Source organism: Flavobacterium sp. AC267, assembly GCF_979258715.1.
This window is the reverse complement of the sequence record NZ_OZ409875.1, coordinates 4,863,073-4,879,994: the sequence shown is the minus strand read 5'-3', so window position 1 is coordinate 4,879,994 and position 16,922 is coordinate 4,863,073. Positions and strand designations below refer to the sequence as shown.

The window sequence follows — 16,922 nt, the reverse complement described above, 5'->3', positions numbered from 1 at the left end:
CGTTAGTGCGGCAATGGAATCTGGATTTTAATTTTAGTGCCTTCATTTTCTCGTGATACGATGGTTAAAGTTCCTTTGTATTTCTTAATTCGAGCTCTAATTCGGTTTAAGCCAAAACCTTCTGCTTCTTTTAGTTTTTGAGTTCGAAAACCAATTCCGTCATCGTGAATCGTTAAGAGGAGTTGATTGTTTTTTTCAACCAAAGAAAGTCGTGCTTTTTTAGCTTCACTGTGTTTTATAATGTTATTGAAGAGTTCGCTGACAATGAAATAGATTTTCATTTCAAACTTTTCTACATATCTTCTGCTGGTCGAAATAGAACTTGAAAATTCAAATTGAATGGCAGAATTAGAGTTTTTTTCGCATAAATCTTCCAACGCGTAAATCAATCCAAAACGAACTAAAAGAGAAGGAACAAGATCGTGAGACATATCTCTTAAAAGTTCGTGTACTTCTGATAATATGGTTTTGGCTTTTTGTATTTCATCAGATTTTAGTTCATCTTTGCGCTGTAAAAGTATTTAAATGCAGTCCAGCAGATGAAAGAAGCGAATTAATATTATCGTGCAGAAAAGAAGCAATTTTTTTTCTTTCTATTTCCTGTGTGTCAATACTAGAATTAATGATGTCAAGAAGGATTTTTTGTTTGGTGTCTTTTCGTTTTATTTTTTGTTTTAGTTTATTGTTCTGATACAGAAAATAAAATAGAAAGAAGATAATAACAACGAGTAATATTGCTAAGCTTACTATCTTTTTATTTCTTAACTGATCAGTTGTATTAGTTTGATTTGCAATTGATTTTCTTTCAGTTTGAACTGTAGAAGATATATTTTGAGCGTTTGCAAAACGGTATTGATGTGAAACGAAAGTCCCTTTGGCGACCAAAGAGAAAAGAAGCGATATAAAAAAGTTAAGACCAAACATAAAAAGCTGTTTTTTTATGGATTAATCAAATTGTTTTTGAGAGCATATTTTACCAAACCAATTGAACTTTTAATGTTTAGCTTTTTCATGATATTCTTGCGGTGCGTTTCTACAGTATGTGAGCTTATAAAAAGTTTTTCGCTAATTTCTTTACCGCTGTATTCCAAAGCGATTAATATAATTATTTCGAGTTCACGCGGACTTAAAATGGGATTTTCGATAACAGCATTGTGATTCAGTTTTGGATTATCTTTAAACGTGTTGAAAATTTTTTCTCTAACGGCGTCACTAAAATATTCTTGTCCCTGATAAACTGCATTTACAGCTTCAATAATGTTTTCGCCTGCGCAATTTTTGGTGAGATAACCTTTTGCTCCCAGCTTCATTACTTCTTTAATGATTTTTAAATCGTCATAACTGGATAAAATAATGACTTTGCAGGCTGATTGTTTTTCGTTAAATTCTTTTAAAGTTTCAATGCCGTCTTTTTTCGGCATGCTGATGTCTAGAATTAAAATGTCAGCTTCATCCAAAACGACATCATTAAAAACGGTAGTGCCGTCAAGCGAACTTCCGGCGACTTCAAAATTTGGAACTGTCTGTAATAAGTTAGACAGCCCATCAATTAAAACCTGATGATCATCTGCAAGATGGATTTTTATTTTTGGCGCCATTATTTTTAGAAACTAATTTAACTGCAAAAATATGAAAATTATCTTACAATTATTTCGTTTTAAGGCGAAAAAAAACCCGAATCAAATTCGGGTTCTTCTTCGCACATAAATTAAGTTTATAGGTTTACCTCAAACGGTCAACAGATTTTACAAGATCCTCATCCTTCTTGATGGCCTTATTAGCTAAAACTAATAACACGATAGCAACAATTGGTAAAAACATCCCAATACCTTTCTCAGAGACTTCAGTCTCTCCAGATAAATTTAGTGATCGATATACAAATAATCCTAATAAAATTAAATTTAATATTATGTTCAGTCTGTTTAGCACAAACTGATTTTGTCTTTTTTTGAATGAAATAATGCTGATAATACACAACATTGTTGTTAAGCCTAACAAAACGGCGTAAACCGGATCCTGCATAAAAAAGAACGGTTTTCCTGCACTTGTTGTCCATAGCGGAACAAAAAGCATTAAAATGCCAGTTGCAGACAAAAGCCAGAAATAAATATACAGTTTGAATTCTTTGTATCATGATCTAAAAATGTTTTACAAAAATATATTTTCTTTTTTTAAAATACTATTGTATGATAAAATTTTATTCGTATTATTGCATCATAATACCGTAAGCACTTCATACTGCGGTCAATTCAAATTAATTATCTACCTATTCTTTTTACAGTATTTCCTTTAAAATAATTAAATTCATAGAACATTCATGTTTGATATTTCTGCATTAAAAGAAATGAAGCTTGCCGAGCTTCAAGAAATAGCTAAGTCAGCTAAAACAATAAAGATTAATGGTGTCAAAAAAGAGACTTTAATTAGTCAGATTTTAGCACATCAAGAAAGCACTGTTGCGCCTGCGGTAACTCCTCAAACAGAAACAGTTTCTGATTCTAAAGACGAAAAACCAAAGCGAGCGAGAATTGCTCCGGTGAAAACTAAAGCGACAAATACCAAAAATACTCCCGTTTTAGAATTTGAAAAAGTAGAGGAAACTGTTCAAAAAAACGATACTGATGCAACAGCTCAGCCAATTGAAGAAGCTGCGCCGGCGGTACAAGAAGATAAAGCACCAGCAGGAAAAAAAGAGCCTAAAATTGTAAAATTCAGTAAATCGGCATACGAGAAAAAAGTTGCTCTTAAGAAAGATAAAGAAGTGGTATCAGAAACGGAAACTTCAACTGAAGAACCTTCTGAATCAGTTACTTCTGAAGTGACAGCTGAAGCGGCTGAGAAAGCTCCACAAGCGGCTCCAGTTAAAAAGATCAATCCGAATCAAAATAAAAACCAGAATCCGAACCAAAATCCAAATCCTAACCCGAATCAGAATCCAAATCAAAACGGGAATGGCAATGGAAACGGAAATGGCAATCACAACAACCAAAATCCTAATCATAAAAATAAAAAAAGCAATAATTTCAGAGATTCAGACTTTGAGTTTGACGGAATTATTGAAAGTGAAGGTGTTCTTGAAATGATGCCTGATGGTTACGGATTTTTACGTTCTTCTGATTATAATTATTTAGCTTCTCCAGATGATATTTATTTATCAACTTCGCAAATTAGATTGTTCGGTCTTAAAACCGGAGATACAGTAAAAGGAGTGGTTCGCCCTCCAAAAGAAGGAGAGAAGTTTTTTCCTTTAGTTCGTGTATTAAAAATTAATGGACACGATCCGCAAGTGGTTCGCGATAGAGTTTCTTTCGAACACTTAACACCAGTTTTCCCTTCAGAAAAATTCAAACTGGCTGAAAAAGGCAGTTCTGTTTCGACCCGAATTATTGATTTGTTTTCACCAATTGGTAAAGGACAGCGTGGTATGATCGTTGCACAGCCTAAAACGGGTAAAACAATGCTTCTTAAAGATATTGCAAACGCAATTGCCGCAAACCATCCTGAAGTTTATTTGATTGTTCTTCTTATCGACGAGCGTCCTGAGGAGGTTACCGATATGCAGAGAAGTGTTCGTGGTGAAGTTATTGCTTCTACTTTTGACAGAGAACCACAAGAACACGTAAAAATCGCAAATATAGTGCTTGAAAAAGCAAAACGTTTAGTAGAATGCGGTCACGATGTGGTGATTTTATTAGATTCTATTACTCGTTTAGCAAGAGCTTACAATACTGTACAGCCAGCATCTGGAAAAGTATTGAGCGGTGGTGTTGATGCAAATGCATTACAAAAACCAAAACGTTTCTTTGGAGTCTGCTAGAAATGTAGAAAATGGTGGTTCATTAAGTATCATCGCAACTGCGTTAACAGAAACAGGTTCGAAAATGGACGAAGTGATCTTTGAAGAATTTAAAGGAACGGGTAACATGGAATTACAATTAGATCGTAAGATAGCTAATAAACGTATTTTCCCAGCAATCGATCTTACATCGTCAAGTACACGTCGTGATGATTTATTGTTAGACGAAAAAACACTGCAAAGAATGTGGATCATGCGTAAATATCTATCAGATATGAACCCAGTAGAATCTATGGATTTTGTAAATGACCGTTTCAAGAAAACAAGAAATAACGAAGAGTTTTTGATTTCGATGAATGACTAGAGGAAGGTTCTAAGATGCTAAGGTTCTAAGTTGCTAAGGTTTTCTTTTGATATCTTGATATTATATAAAAAAGGGATGAGTTTGAACTCATCCTTTTTTTGTTTTTATCTTACGAAATCAAAAGCTTAAAAATGTCTTATAATCTCGCAATCTTTGTATTTCAAATATAGCCCGCGGTTTTAACCGTGGGATGCTAAGGTTTTCTTTTGAGATCTTTATATTATATAAAAAAGGGATGAGTTTCTAAAACTCATCCCTTTTTTTGTTTTTTATCTTACTAAATCAAAAGCTTTAAAATGTCCTATGATCTCGCAATCTTCGTATTCCAAATATAGCCCACGGTTTTAACCGTGGGATGCTAAGGTTTTTTTGTTTTTATCTTACGAAACCAAAAGCTTTAAAATGTCCTATGATCTCGCAATCTTCGTATTCCAAATTCCAAATATAGTCCGCGGTTTTTAACCGTGGGATGCTAAGGTTTTCTTTTGTTTTTATCTAACGAAATCAAAAGCTTTAAAATGTCTTATGATCTTGCAATCTTCGTATTCCAAATATAGCCCGCGGTTTTAACCGTGGGACGCAATAATTATTATGGTGCATTATCTCAGATTCGTGTCCCGCGGTTGAAACCGCGGGCTATGTTTGTAAAAAGAATCTAATATTCGATTTTTTAAAATAATTTTCAGCATCTAAAAACTTAGTATCTTAGAACCTCAGAACCTTAACATCTTAAAAAATTACTTCTTATCAACTACTGGTCTATTTTCTCTATTAGCCAAATCCCAAGCAATTACAAAAGCTAGTTTTGTTCTTTGCGTTAAAGCATCATATTCGATTTTTTCTGCAGTATCGTCTTTTCCGTGGTAGTCTTCGTGAACTCCGTTAAATAAGAAAACAGATGGAATTCCGTGTTTTGCGAAGTTATAATGGTCAGAACGCTCATAAAAATGATTTGGATCTTTAGGATCATTAAACTTATAATCCAAGTCCATTTTAATGTATTTTTCATTTTGAGCCACAACAGCATTATGTAAATCCGAAGATAATCTGTCAGCACCAATTACATAAACGTAGTTGTTTGATTTTGCATGTTCTACATCACGACGTCCGATCATATCAATATTGATGTCAGTAATAGTATTTGCAATTGGAAATAAAGGATTTTCAGAATAAAAACGAGATCCGTGTAAACCATGCTCTTCTCCAGTTACGTGAAGAAAAAGAATAGAACGTTTTGGTCCATGTCCTTGTTTTTTAGCTTTAGTAAATGCTTTTGCCATTTCTATAACAGCAACAGTACCAGAACCGTCATCGTCGGCACCATTGTAAATCTCACCGTTTTTAATTCCGATGTGGTCGTAATGAGCAGAAATTACCAGGACTTCATCTGGTTTTTCAGTACCTTCAATAAATGCCCAGATGTTTTCAGAATCAGGTAAATTTTTGTTACGTTTTGAATTTAAATAAGAAGCTGGAATATGCTGGTAATAGTCAGAAGCCCCTTTTGGAAAAGATACTCCATTTTTTTGTATTGCTCAATCATATATTGACCCGCTTTTTTTTGTCCTTTCGAACCCGTGTCACGGCCTTCCATTTCATCAGAAGCTATAACGTAAAGCATTTTTTTAAGATCTTTTTCCTTAATAACCTTTACATATTTGGTAGGATCGGAATTGTCATTGGAAGCGGTTGACTGCGCAGTTTTACAAGAATACGCAGATGCAACCAATAATAAAATGAGTAACTTTTTCATTTTTATAGTTAGTGTAAATTAATAAATGTGTAAAGAACGTATAAGGTCAGCAAAAATATAATAAATAGTGAATTTATAATGAAAAGGAAAAAACTTTTAATAAATGACACTACTCTAGATTCGCCGTAAAAACGATGATGTGCCGGATAAAAATAATAACACATCCATATTGTTCCCACAAAATTAGTTATTCCTGATATAAATGATAATGGACTGTCTTCGCCAAACAAACCGATTAATCGGTTAATTATAAACATAATGAGGAATATCAACAACAGGAAAGAAAAAATAATGGAGCGTAAAAATCCCGTGGTCAAAATAATACCATCTTTTTTTACTGTGTAATAGCCACAAGAAAAAAGCAAAAAACGGCATTATGATAAATAGAATTTTAGGAAGATTGTGAAAGAAAGATTCGATAAATTTTTCAATTATCTCTCTTTTAGTATTTTTTTCAGTCACATGAACGGCTTTTTCATAGAACCAGTACGATGTTGTATTTAACTTCTCGCTTTCTTTTCCATATTTCTGAATGGAATCAATTTCTTTCATTGTTTTCAAATGAAAATATGATTTATCTATTGTGTGTTCTTTTAAGTATGATTTTTCCTTCCAGCTTTTCTTTTCTTTTTTTCTGCTTTTTCAAAATTGGACGTGATTTCTTTGTCATTTTTAGTTAGGTCCTCAGTTAAGTTACTTGGAAATAATGCAATTAAAAGAAAAGTAATAAAACTAATAAAGATATAAAGACGAACTGGAGCCAGATAAGACAATCGTTTTCCCGAAAGATATTCTTTGGTTAGAGTTGAAGGTTTAAAAAGCAGGTTACGAATCGTTTTCCAGAATGCATTTTCGTAATGCGTTAAATCTTCAAAGAAATGAATAAATAAATGATGAAAAGTTTTTTCGGCTGTCGCTGTTTTCCTGTCCGCAGTTTGGACAGAATTTTTGTTCGACAACGTGCCTGCAGTTCAAACAGGTTTTGTCTTCTCTAATTTTGCTATGTGACATTGGTTTATTTAATTGATTTGTTTTTGGCTAGGGTATTATAATAGGTATTATTTTTTTAGAACTTCATTTAAGAACAGCTGTAAATGGTCAAAAGATCTTTTTCTTTGCAACAGGGTTATATGCGACACCTTTTGAATTATCGCTTCCAGCTTCTGGATTTGTAAACGAGTGAACAGAATCTGCATAATAAATCATCTGCCAGTCTGCTTTTGCATCACGCATTTCTTGTTGGAATGCTGTAATTTCATCTTTTGGAACAAACGGATCATCTGCACCATGACAGATTAAAACTTTTGTGGATATACTTTCTGTTTTTCTGCTGGCATCTTTACCTAAACCACCATGAAAAGAGGCAACTCCTTTTAAATTCAAATGACCTCTCGCGACTTCCAAAACGCCTGTTCCTCCAAAGCAGTAACCAATAGCAACGATATTATCGGCATTTGCTCCTGATTTTACAAGTTCTTTCAAAGCGACATCGATACGTTTTTGATACGCTTCAAAATTTGTTTTGTAAAAACCAGCTTGTTTCCCAGCTTCACCTGTGTTTTTTGGATAATTTCCTTCGCCATAGATGTCGGCGATAAAAACATGATAGCCAAGTTTAGATAACTCCAGCCGCAATTCCTTTAGAAGCATTGTCAATTCCGAGCCAGGCAGGCAAGAGTAGTATTCCTGGATTTTGGTCGCTTTTTTTAGTCGCTTTTATAAATAAGCCATTCAGCTGTTGTGTACCTTCGGTATATTTTACGGGCTGTAATTGTGCGTTCATAACGTTGGAAAATAAGATTGCACTGAATAAAATTAGCACTGTATTTTTCATAATTCTACAATTTTTAACAAATATCAGAAATATTATGTTACAAAAAAACCTCACAAGTAAATTCCTGTGAGGTTTGTAACTATTATTTTGAAAAAAGATTAAAAGTTCTTCTTACAATGATATATTTCTTTTGAATGCACAGCCCAGTTCAACAATCGAATCGGTTTTAGCAATGCCTGGAATTCCGTCTATTTTCTCGTAAAGAATACGGCGCATATGTTCGTGATTTTTTGCAATTATTTTTATATATAAGGTAAAAGAACCCGTAACATAATAGCATTCTGTAATTTCCGGAATTTCTTTAAGCGCTTCGATAATTCTATCAGAATCAGAATCCTTGTTTAGGGTAATTCCAGTAAATGAAGCCCAGTCGTAACCAATTTTCTTTTCTTGAATAATGGGTTTGATACCGCCAATTACGCCTTGTTCGATCATTCGGTTAATACGCTGATGCACCATAGTATTTGATATTTTCAAATTAGCCGCGATCGCAGAAAAAGCCATTCTGCCATCTTTTTCTAATTCCTTAATAATACTAATATCAAATTCGTCTAATATTTCCATTCAATAAAATCGTTTAAATTTTCCGTCTTTTGGTATTCATAAAAGTAACTCTTTTTTTAATAAAAAGATTAAAATTATAATTCTGTTTAAAATAAATATAGCTTTTTAAAGTCTTTAAAATGTAATTTTTGACTTATTTTTTGTTATTTTTAAGTCAAAATATAATTTTAAACTGGATAATTAATTAATTTTTAATATTTTTGTTGAAATAAAAAGCAGATTATGATAAGTACAGAAAAAGCGCTTTCGTCAAAATCAGAAATTTTGATTGAAAAAGAGAATAAATATGGAGCTCACAATTACCATCCGCTTCCAGTAGTTTTAGAACGTGGAGAAGGAGTATATGTTTGGGATGTTGATGGAAAAAAATATTATGACTTTTTGTCGGCTTACTCTGCAGTAAATCAAGGTCATTGCCATCCTAAAATTGTAAATGCAATGGTAGAACAAGCACAAAGACTGACTTTGACTTCTCGTGCTTTTTACAATGATAAATTAGGAAATTACGAAGAATATGTAACCAAATATTTTGGTTTTGATAAAGTTCTTCCAATGAATACAGGTGCTGAAGCAGTTGAAACGGCTCTTAAAGTTTGTAGAAAATGGGCGTATGAAGTAAAAGGAATTCCTGAAAATCAAGCGCAGGTTATCGTGTGCGAAAATAATTTTCACGGAAGAACAACTACTATTATCTCTTTCTCTAATGATGAAACAGCTCGTAAAAACTTCGGACCTTTTACAGATGGTTTTATAAAAATTGAATACGATAATCTTGAAGCTCTTCAAAATGCTTTAAATTCATCTAAAAATATTGCTGGATTTTTGGTAGAACCTATTCAGGGTGAAGCAGGAGTTTATGTTCCTTCTGAAGGATATTTAGCAAAAGCAAAAGCACTTTGCGAACAACATAATGTACTTTTTATTGCAGATGAGGTTCAAACCGGAATTGCGCGTACAGGAAAATTATTGGCGGTTCATCACGAAAATGTACAGCCTGATATTTTAATTTTAGGAAAAGCAATTTCAGGTGGAGTTTATCCAGTTTCGGCTGTTTTGTGTAATGATGAAATTATGAATGTCATTAAACCAGGACAACACGGATCTACTTTTGGAGGAAATCCTGTTGCTATTGCAGTTGCGATTGCGGCGCTGGACGTAGTTAAAGATGAAAAACTAGCTGAAAATGCAGAACGTCTTGGAATTATTTTAAGAGATGGATTGAATAAAATCGCTGAAAGAAATAATTTAATTACACTGGTTCGCGGAAAAGGGCTTTTGAATGCAATTGTAATCAATACCGATGAAGATTCTGATCTGGCTTGGGAAATCTGCCTAAAATTTAGAGACAACGGATTATTAGCAAAACCAACGCACGGAAATAAAATTAGATTAGCACCGCCTTTGGTAATGACAGAAGATCAAATTAATGAATGTCTTGAAATTATTGAGAAATCATTAAACGAGTTTAGAAACTAATTTTGATTTTAGGATAAAAAAATAATTCGAGTTATACGTTTAGAGTATGTCAGTCCCATAGCGACGTCATATTTATAGAGCTAATTTATTTGCGATCAAAGAGCCTCAGAGAGGCGAAATATAAAAAGAATATCGCTCCGCTCGAGCTTTACAAATTGTAGATGTTTTTTGAGCTATAAATATTTTGCTCCGCTGGAGCTTTAAACATTATTAATATTTTGAGCTATAAATATTTTGCTCCGCTGGAGCTTTAAACATTATTAATATTTTTGGCTTTAAATTTTATGCTCCGCTGGAGTTTAGATATTAATTGCAAACAAATAAAATAGGCTGTCCCAATTTGAGACAGCCTATTTTTTTGTACACCATTTTTTTATTTAAAAAGCGAATGCTGTAACAGCAATCGCTTTTCGTTATAATTACTAAAAATATCAAAAAAAGTAATTATTTCTTTGCGTAACACCGGGAATCAATTCATTTTTTTGTTTGAATTTGCTGTATTCTACAACTCCCGTTTTATCTGCCCAGTCAAAATATTTTGCAGAAAGATCATTTACAATTCCTGGATTTTGAGTCGCAACGTTTGTAGTTTCACCACGGTCTGCTTCCAGATTGTAAAGTTCCCATTGATATGACGGATAAATAGAAACCAATTTCCATTTTCCTTCTCTAACGGCTCTGTTTCCAGCTCTTTCCCAGAATAATGGCGCACCTCTGTTTACTTCAGAAGCATTCTCAAACAATACTGGAAGTAAACTTTTCCCTGGAAGCGGATTAGAATTTACACCGTTTAGGTTTTTCGGATATTCAATTCCTGCCAAATCGTAAAAAGTAGGAGCAAGGTCAATAATATGTCCAGTTCCTTTATCAATACGTCCAGCTTTAATTTTTGATGGATACCAAGCAATAAACGGAGAACTAAAACCGCCTTCGTGCATATTATTTTTATAATCCTGCAACGGTGTATTCGATAAATAAGCCCAGTTTTGTTCTTGGTAATCAAAAGATCCAGAAGTTCCAATTGGTCCTTCGTTACGAACTAAACCTCTTTTTAACGGATTATAAGTATTGAAACCGCCTTGAGCACCATTATCTGCAATAAAAATGATCAATGTGTTTTTGTCTTTTTTCAAAGCTTTTAATTTGTCTAAAACTTTTCCTACGTTTTGATCCATGTTATCTACCATTGCGGCATAAACTTCCATTTTAGCTTTCCAGAATTGCTTTTCATCATAAGTTAATTTATCCCATTCTGGAACTTCTGGATCGCGAGGCGCAATAGTTTGGTTAGGAAGTATAATTCCGTTTTCTCTTAATTTTTTAATTCTTTTTTCTCTTAAAGCATCCCAGCCTTCATCAAATTTACCTCTGTATTTTGCAATATCAACAGGTTTTGCCTGCAATGGCCAGTGTGGCGCAGTAAAAGCCAGATATAAAAAGAAAGGTTTGTTTTCTTTATTTTGTTCGTCTAAGAAAGTAACGGCATTATTTCCAATTTCATCTGTAAAGTAATACGAATCATCCTTCGGATGTAACTCTTCATTATTACGGATCATTTTTACAGGATAAGCCGTTTTTCCAAAAGGAAGCGGTTTCGTGTCAAAATAATTGGCGGCACCTTTTAAAATTCCGTAAAACTTGTCAAACCCTCTTTGGTTCGGCCATTGTGCTTGATCTTCAGAACCTACGTGCCATTTTCCAGACATTAAGGTGCTGTAACCTCCAGAACGGAAAACTTCACCTAATGTCAAAGATTCTTTGTTTAAATATCCTTGATAGGCAGGTAAACCCAGATTCACATCAAAATAACCAACTCCCGCTTTGTGCTGATATTGACCAGTTAATAAAGAAGCTCTCGTAGGCGCGCAAATCGAGTTGTTGTAAAATTCGCGAAGACGTGTTCCTTCTTTCGCTAAACGATCTAGATTTGGCGTTTTAATTTCAGACCCATAATTTCCTAAATCCGAATAGCCCATATCATCCACCATAATCAAAATTACGTTGGGTTTAGAAGAGTCGGTTTGGGCTTCGGTTTCATAAGAACCAATTATTCCCGTCAATAAGACAGAAAATAAAATGTTTATTCTTTTATTCATTTTATAATAATTTACTGTTAGTATATTTTTAAATTTTTTAAATTTTCCTAACACAGAGAAACATAGATTTTTTTCTTTTGAAGAGACTACAGAAGAGAAATACATTTCTCAATACGTAGTTTTTATCAATCAAAAACTATGTTTATTCCAACAAGTGAAACGCCTTTTTATGCGACATTAAAAACTATGTTTCTATGTGTTTAGATAAAAAATTATCTCCAAGCCGGAACTTGTTTCAAATTCGGATTCAAATCCAATTCTCGTCGCGGAATAGGAAAGTGAACGTGTTTTGGCTGTGCATTTGTTTTTCCTGCGGCTTTTAGTTTTGCTACAAAATAATCAGGGCCTCTTCTTGCCAAATCAAACCAACGCTGATATTCGTAAACCAATTCTTTTCGTCTTTCTTCAAAAACGGCTTCTCTAAAAGCGTCTTGACTTAAAGCCGGAGCAGTATCTGCTAATAATGCAATTCCAGCTCTCGTTCTCACGCGGTCAACTGTCGCATAAGCTTCTGGAGTTGGTCCGCCTTGTTCGTTTACAGCTTCAGCATAAATCAGTAATACTTCAGCAAATCTTATAATTGGTGTATTTTTAGAAGACTGACCTGGCGAAGTAGGAGTTGCAGGATCAAAATATTTATTAAAATGCGGTGTTACTTTATAGGTTTTTCCATCGGTTGGACTCACAAATTCTACTGCAAAAGTGATGTACTTTCTTTTATCCGTTTCCGCGAAAGCTTCAAAAAGGCCGCCTTCTTTGTGTAATGCATCTGCCTGATCGCCAGCAATTCCAGGAACAGATGTTGGCGCGACTGTAGAAGCCAGCATATTTCCGTTCCAATTAGTTAAACCTTTAAACTGCGCTGAAAAAATATGTTCTTTTCCGTTTTTTGTACTAACATTAAAGACATCAGCATAATTTTCGAATAAATCATAAACCTTACTGTCAATTATTTCTTTACTCTTTTCTGTCGCTTTCTGCCATTTCTTTTCGGTTAAATATACTTTCGCTAAAATACTTTTTGTCGCGCCCGCCGTTACACGACCTTTATTTTGCTGTACAACAGGAAGTGCTTCTGCATCAATTAGATCATTTTCAATTTGAGTGTAAACGTCCACTTCTGGAGTATTGCTTACGTTTATGGCATCTGGATTTAAAACGGTCGTTTCGTGTAAAACCAACGGAACATCTCCGAACCATCGTACTAAATTAAAGTACAAAAGCGCTCTTAAAAATTTTGCTTCATTAATTAAATCTTTGTCTTTCTGAGTAGTAAGATTCGGGTTTTTAGTGATGTTATCAATCGCCACATTGGCTCTGTTGATCCCATCATAACTTTGTCTCCATAGTTCGATCATACGATCGTTTGAAGCGTCATGCGTTAAATTGGATAATGCTCTAACATGAGCATTTCTAGCTCTTGGACCCGCTTCATAATCGTCGGTTGCCATTTCGGTTGCAATCTGAATCAATCGATTGTATAATGTATGTGTAGAACTGTTGATAGCATTGTGAATGGCGATTACCGCGACATCTGCATCTTCGGTAGTTTTATAAAAATTATTGGACGAAATAAAGGCTTTCGGATCTTCGTCCAACGGATTGCAGGCACTTATTAAAAAAGTGCGGCTAAACTGAATATAATGGTCTTTTTCATGATAAATCTTTTAGAATGTTACGCTTAATCCGCCTGAAATTGTTTTAGAAGCGGGATAGATTCCAGTATCTGTTCCTGGAGAAATAGTAGTTCCGTTAGTAACTTCGGGATCGTAACCTGTGTATTTTGTCCAAGTCAATAAGTTTTCTCCAATTACACGGAATTTTACTGACGTTAAGTTTAGTTTTTCGGATAATTTCTTAGGAAGATTGTAGCTTAAAGTGATATTTTTTAATCTCAAAAATGAACCATCTTCTACAAAACGATTAGAGAAAACAGGCGCAGGATCTAGTTTTGCTCTCGGCGTTGTATTACTCTGATTTTCTGGTGTCCAGGCATCCAATGCCGAAGTTGAAGCATTTTGTTGTCCGTTATATAATTCCAAAGCCTGTAAATTTCCATTCAGGATTTTATTTCCAACAGAACCATTTACTAAAACGGCCAATTCAAAACCTCTGTAAGTAAAATTATTAGAGAATCCGAAAACGAAATCTGGCTGTGCATCGCCAATGCTTGTTCTGTCCGTCGCGGTTGTAAATGCGCCGTCGCCGTTAATATCTTTGTATAAACGATCACCTGCTTTTGGTGCGAGCATTTCCAGTGTAAACTCCTTTTGTTGCAACATCTGCAGTTTGTAAAATTCCGTCTGTAACTGCTCCGTAGAAAGTACCAAGAGACTCACCAACTTTTAAAATATAATTTCCAAAAGTGTAGAATTCGGCACCATTTCCTAATGCAATAATTTTGTTTTGGTTAAAGGCAATATTGAAGTTTGATGTCCAAGAAAAAGCCGTATTTCCAAGAGAAGCATTCAAGCCAATTTCAAGACCTTGATTTTGAACAGATCCGAAATTTTGTAAAGAAGAAGTAAATCCTGTTGTGTAAGGAAGCTGTACGTCTAACAATAAATTTTTGGTCGTTTTACGGTATACATCGACAGTTAAATTCAATTTATCATCAAAAAATCCAACGTCAACACCTGCATCAAACTGATTGGTTAACTCCCATCCTAAATTGTCGTTTGCAATTCGCGTAGGCGTAAAACCAGTATAAATTTGATCTCCAAAAAGATATTTTACACTTGTTAAAGTAGATAAAGACTGGTATTCTCCAATTTCCTGATTTCCGGTTGCACCCCAGTTGCTTCTAATTTTTAAGCTGTTAATTACATTTTTAACTGGCGAGAAGAACTCTTCATTGCTAATTTGCCAAGCGATGCTACAGAAGGGAAGTAACCCCATTTATTATCTTTTCCAAATCGGGAAGAACCATCAGCTCTAATACTTCCAGTTAAGAAATATTTCGAATCGTAATTGTAATTGACTCTTGATAAATACGAATTTAAAGCCCAAGTACTTTCGCCAGAAGACGGCATTAAAGCAATATTACCACTTTGTAAACTATAATAAGAAGTAATATCATTTACATATTGCTGTGATCCTCCATTATTGTATTCTCTCGTAGAACTTTGCTGGGTGTAACCTGCCAAAGCATTCAAATGATGCTTTTCGCCAATTACAGTAGTGTACGTTAAAGTATTTTCGTTTAACCAGCTTCTTGATTCTGCATTTCCAATTTTTCCTTCTCCATTGGTAATCAAACCTTCGTAAATAGTTGATGGCAGATAACTTTTTTCTTTGTTGAAAATCATATCAGTTCCAAAAGAAACTTTGAAAACTAAATTTTTCAAAATATCATATTCACCATAAATAGTTCCCAAAATACGATCGGTAATCGATTGGTTTTTACGTTCGTTTAAAGTTGCAATTGGGTTGGCGAAGATATTCTCAAACGGATTTCTTAAAGTATAACTTCCGTCTGGTTCATAAATAGTTGCTGTTGGTGGCATGCTCAATAAAGCGGTTACCAAACCAGTTGGAGCTACTTTTGCTTTCGTTTCTGCAATGGTTAAGTTTAAACCAAATCGTGCTTTACTGCTTATTTTTGAATTTAAATTAACTCGTCCGCTGAAACGCTCAAAACCAGTATTTTTAATAATTCCTTCCTGATTGTAATAATTTCCAGAAACAGCATATTTAGTCTGATTGTTTCCGCCAGAAATACTCAATTGATGATTCTGCGTTAATCCTTTTTGAAACGCAAGCATCCTGCCAGTCCGTTCCTTTGCCAAGTGCGGCAATCTGCGCATCACTCAGATATTGGTTTGTCCCTCCCGTTGGATTCGAATCGTACAATGCCGCATTTCTTAATCTTGAAAAACCTTGAGCATCTAATAAATCAATCTTTTTGCGGACTTCCTGCTGGCCAATTGTAAAATCATAATTTACAGTGGTCGCAGTGTTGGAACCTTTTTTTGTCGTAATAATGACAACTCCATTTGCTCCTCTTGAACCATAAATTGCTGTAGATGAAGCATCTTTTAAAACAGTAATCGATTCAATGTCTGCTGGATTTATAGTCGAAAGCGGATTTGTAGGCGTACCGCTCAAAACACCCGAAGTCACTTCTGAATTGTATAAAGGAAAGCCATCGATTACATACAAAGGTTCATTTCCTCCTTGAATCGAACTCCCGCCTCGAATACGAATGCTCATTCCTGCGCCTGGTGCGCCCGAAGTCTGCGTTACGTTTACACCCGCTACAGAACCTTGAAGCGAACTTTCTAATGTTTTCTGAGTTGCTTTTAATGACATTTGAGCTACAGTTTCTGCGGCTCCCGTATAGTCTTTTTTAGAAGTACTTCCGTATCCGATAATTACGATTTCATTTAATTCCTTAACATCTTCTTTTAAAGAGATTTGAACGAAATCTTTTGTTGCAATATGTTCGGTTGTAACATATCCTAAATAACTTACGATTAAAGTATAAGGGAATTTTTGACCTGTTTGAAAATAGAATTTTCCGTCTAAATCTGTTACTGCACCGTGAGTAGTTCCTTTGATTTGAACTGAAACTCCCGGAAGAGGCTGATTCGTTACCTGATCGATAACGGTACCGTTTAAGGTAGAATTAATTAAAGGTTGTGTATTTTGCGCTTTAATTCCGTTTGAAATTAAGAATACGAAAATCCACAAAAAGGCTTGTAATTGCTTGTTCATTACTTTTTGGATTTAAATAATAAGCGATGCGAAAAATTGATTTTTCAATTTCCGAAGGCTTTTTTTAGTGATAAATGTTCTTTGAGTCTTGCCATTTCCGTTGCCGCAGAAATGGTTTTTACTATAAAAGAGTAGGGCAGTGCATTATTTTCATTTTAGTTTTGTTTTAGTTATTGCTTTTTTTTTATTTATTCTGATTTTGACATACTTGTGCTCTTAATGCAATAAAGCATTAATCGTTAATTTGTCAATACGAAATATAGTTTGTGGTTTTATTTTCGACTTAAAAGCGAAAATTGAAAAAAGGATTTTTAACAACACAT

At 34.3% G+C, this 16,922-nt stretch carries 11 protein-coding genes and 5 pseudogenes; 2 read left to right on the top strand and 14 right to left on the bottom strand.

Features of this window, described 5'->3' with window-relative positions:
- Positions 1-2: 2 nt before the first annotated feature.
- The 4 genes and pseudogenes from ACZZ95_RS25900 to ACZZ95_RS25885 all read right to left on the bottom strand — a co-directional run bounded on the left by ACZZ95_RS25900 (position 3) and on the right by ACZZ95_RS25885 (position 2,134).
- A complete protein-coding gene (locus tag ACZZ95_RS25900) occupies positions 3-431 on the bottom strand; it encodes a sensor histidine kinase (protein WP_463471288.1) in 429 nt (142 codons plus the stop codon).
- A 67-nt stretch (positions 432-498) separates the two neighbouring features.
- Complete coding sequence (locus tag ACZZ95_RS25895) at positions 499-924, bottom strand: hypothetical protein (protein ID WP_463471287.1); 426 nt, start codon at positions 922-924, stop codon at positions 499-501.
- Between the two features lie 14 nt (positions 925-938).
- Positions 939-1,598 (bottom strand): response regulator, encoded by a 660-nt coding sequence (locus ACZZ95_RS25890; RefSeq protein WP_463471286.1) that lies wholly within the window; start codon positions 1,596-1,598, stop codon positions 939-941.
- Positions 1,599-1,722: 124 nt separating this feature from the next.
- Positions 1,723-2,134: pseudogene (locus tag ACZZ95_RS25885) on the bottom strand (DUF4293 domain-containing protein).
- A gap of 183 nt (positions 2,135-2,317) precedes the next feature.
- Here ACZZ95_RS25885 and rho point away from each other — a divergent pair.
- Positions 2,318-4,160 (top strand): annotated as a pseudogene (gene rho / locus ACZZ95_RS25880) (transcription termination factor Rho).
- A gap of 737 nt (positions 4,161-4,897) precedes the next feature.
- On the opposite strand, the pseudogene ACZZ95_RS25875 reads toward rho, so the two are convergent.
- The 4 genes and pseudogenes from ACZZ95_RS25875 to ACZZ95_RS25860 form a co-directional block, all read right to left on the bottom strand.
- Positions 4,898-5,913, bottom strand: a pseudogene (locus tag ACZZ95_RS25875) (M28 family peptidase).
- An 8-nt stretch (positions 5,914-5,921) separates the two neighbouring features.
- A pseudogene (locus tag ACZZ95_RS25870) lies at positions 5,922-6,924 on the bottom strand (DUF3667 domain-containing protein).
- A gap of 47 nt (positions 6,925-6,971) precedes the next feature.
- Positions 6,972-7,747: pseudogene (locus ACZZ95_RS25865) on the bottom strand (dienelactone hydrolase family protein).
- A gap of 111 nt (positions 7,748-7,858) precedes the next feature.
- Complete coding sequence (locus ACZZ95_RS25860) at positions 7,859-8,311, bottom strand: Lrp/AsnC family transcriptional regulator (protein ID WP_095951699.1); 453 nt, start codon at positions 8,309-8,311, stop codon at positions 7,859-7,861.
- Positions 8,312-8,533: 222 nt separating this feature from the next.
- Here ACZZ95_RS25860 and rocD point away from each other — a divergent pair, with 222 nt between their 5' ends.
- Entirely contained in the window at positions 8,534-9,787 is a 1,254-nt protein-coding gene (rocD, locus tag ACZZ95_RS25855; RefSeq protein ID WP_463471285.1) for an ornithine--oxo-acid transaminase, read from the top strand.
- Positions 9,788-10,218: 431 nt separating this feature from the next.
- On the opposite strand, the gene ACZZ95_RS25850 is transcribed toward rocD, so the two are convergent.
- From ACZZ95_RS25850 to ACZZ95_RS25825, 6 genes are all read right to left on the bottom strand, one after another.
- On the bottom strand, positions 10,219-11,883 hold the full coding sequence (locus ACZZ95_RS25850; RefSeq protein ID WP_463471284.1) for an arylsulfatase: 1,665 nt from the start codon (positions 11,881-11,883) through the stop codon (positions 10,219-10,221).
- A 212-nt stretch (positions 11,884-12,095) separates the two neighbouring features.
- On the bottom strand, positions 12,096-13,481 hold the full coding sequence (locus tag ACZZ95_RS25845) for a RagB/SusD family nutrient uptake outer membrane protein (RefSeq protein ID WP_463471283.1): 1,386 nt from the start codon (positions 13,479-13,481) through the stop codon (positions 12,096-12,098).
- Between the two features lie 69 nt (positions 13,482-13,550).
- Positions 13,551-14,135, bottom strand: a complete 585-nt coding sequence (locus tag ACZZ95_RS25840) for a hypothetical protein (protein WP_463471282.1) — start codon at positions 14,133-14,135, stop codon at positions 13,551-13,553.
- The gene (locus tag ACZZ95_RS25835) at positions 14,113-14,781 is read right to left on the bottom strand and encodes a TonB-dependent receptor domain-containing protein (protein ID WP_463471281.1); all 669 of its coding nucleotides are present in this window, start codon (positions 14,779-14,781) and stop codon (positions 14,113-14,115) included. Before ACZZ95_RS25835 ends, ACZZ95_RS25840 begins: the two co-directional genes overlap by 23 nt.
- On the bottom strand, positions 14,706-15,647 hold the full coding sequence (locus ACZZ95_RS25830) for a hypothetical protein (protein WP_463471280.1): 942 nt from the start codon (positions 15,645-15,647) through the stop codon (positions 14,706-14,708). Before ACZZ95_RS25830 ends, ACZZ95_RS25835 begins: the two co-directional genes overlap by 76 nt.
- Positions 15,577-16,599 carry a carboxypeptidase-like regulatory domain-containing protein gene (locus ACZZ95_RS25825; protein WP_463471279.1) on the bottom strand — a complete coding sequence of 341 codons (1,023 nt, stop codon included), beginning with the start codon at positions 16,597-16,599 and terminating at the stop codon, positions 15,577-15,579. The genes ACZZ95_RS25830 and ACZZ95_RS25825 overlap by 71 nt, the downstream gene beginning before the upstream one ends.
- Positions 16,600-16,922: the final 323 nt, after the last annotated feature.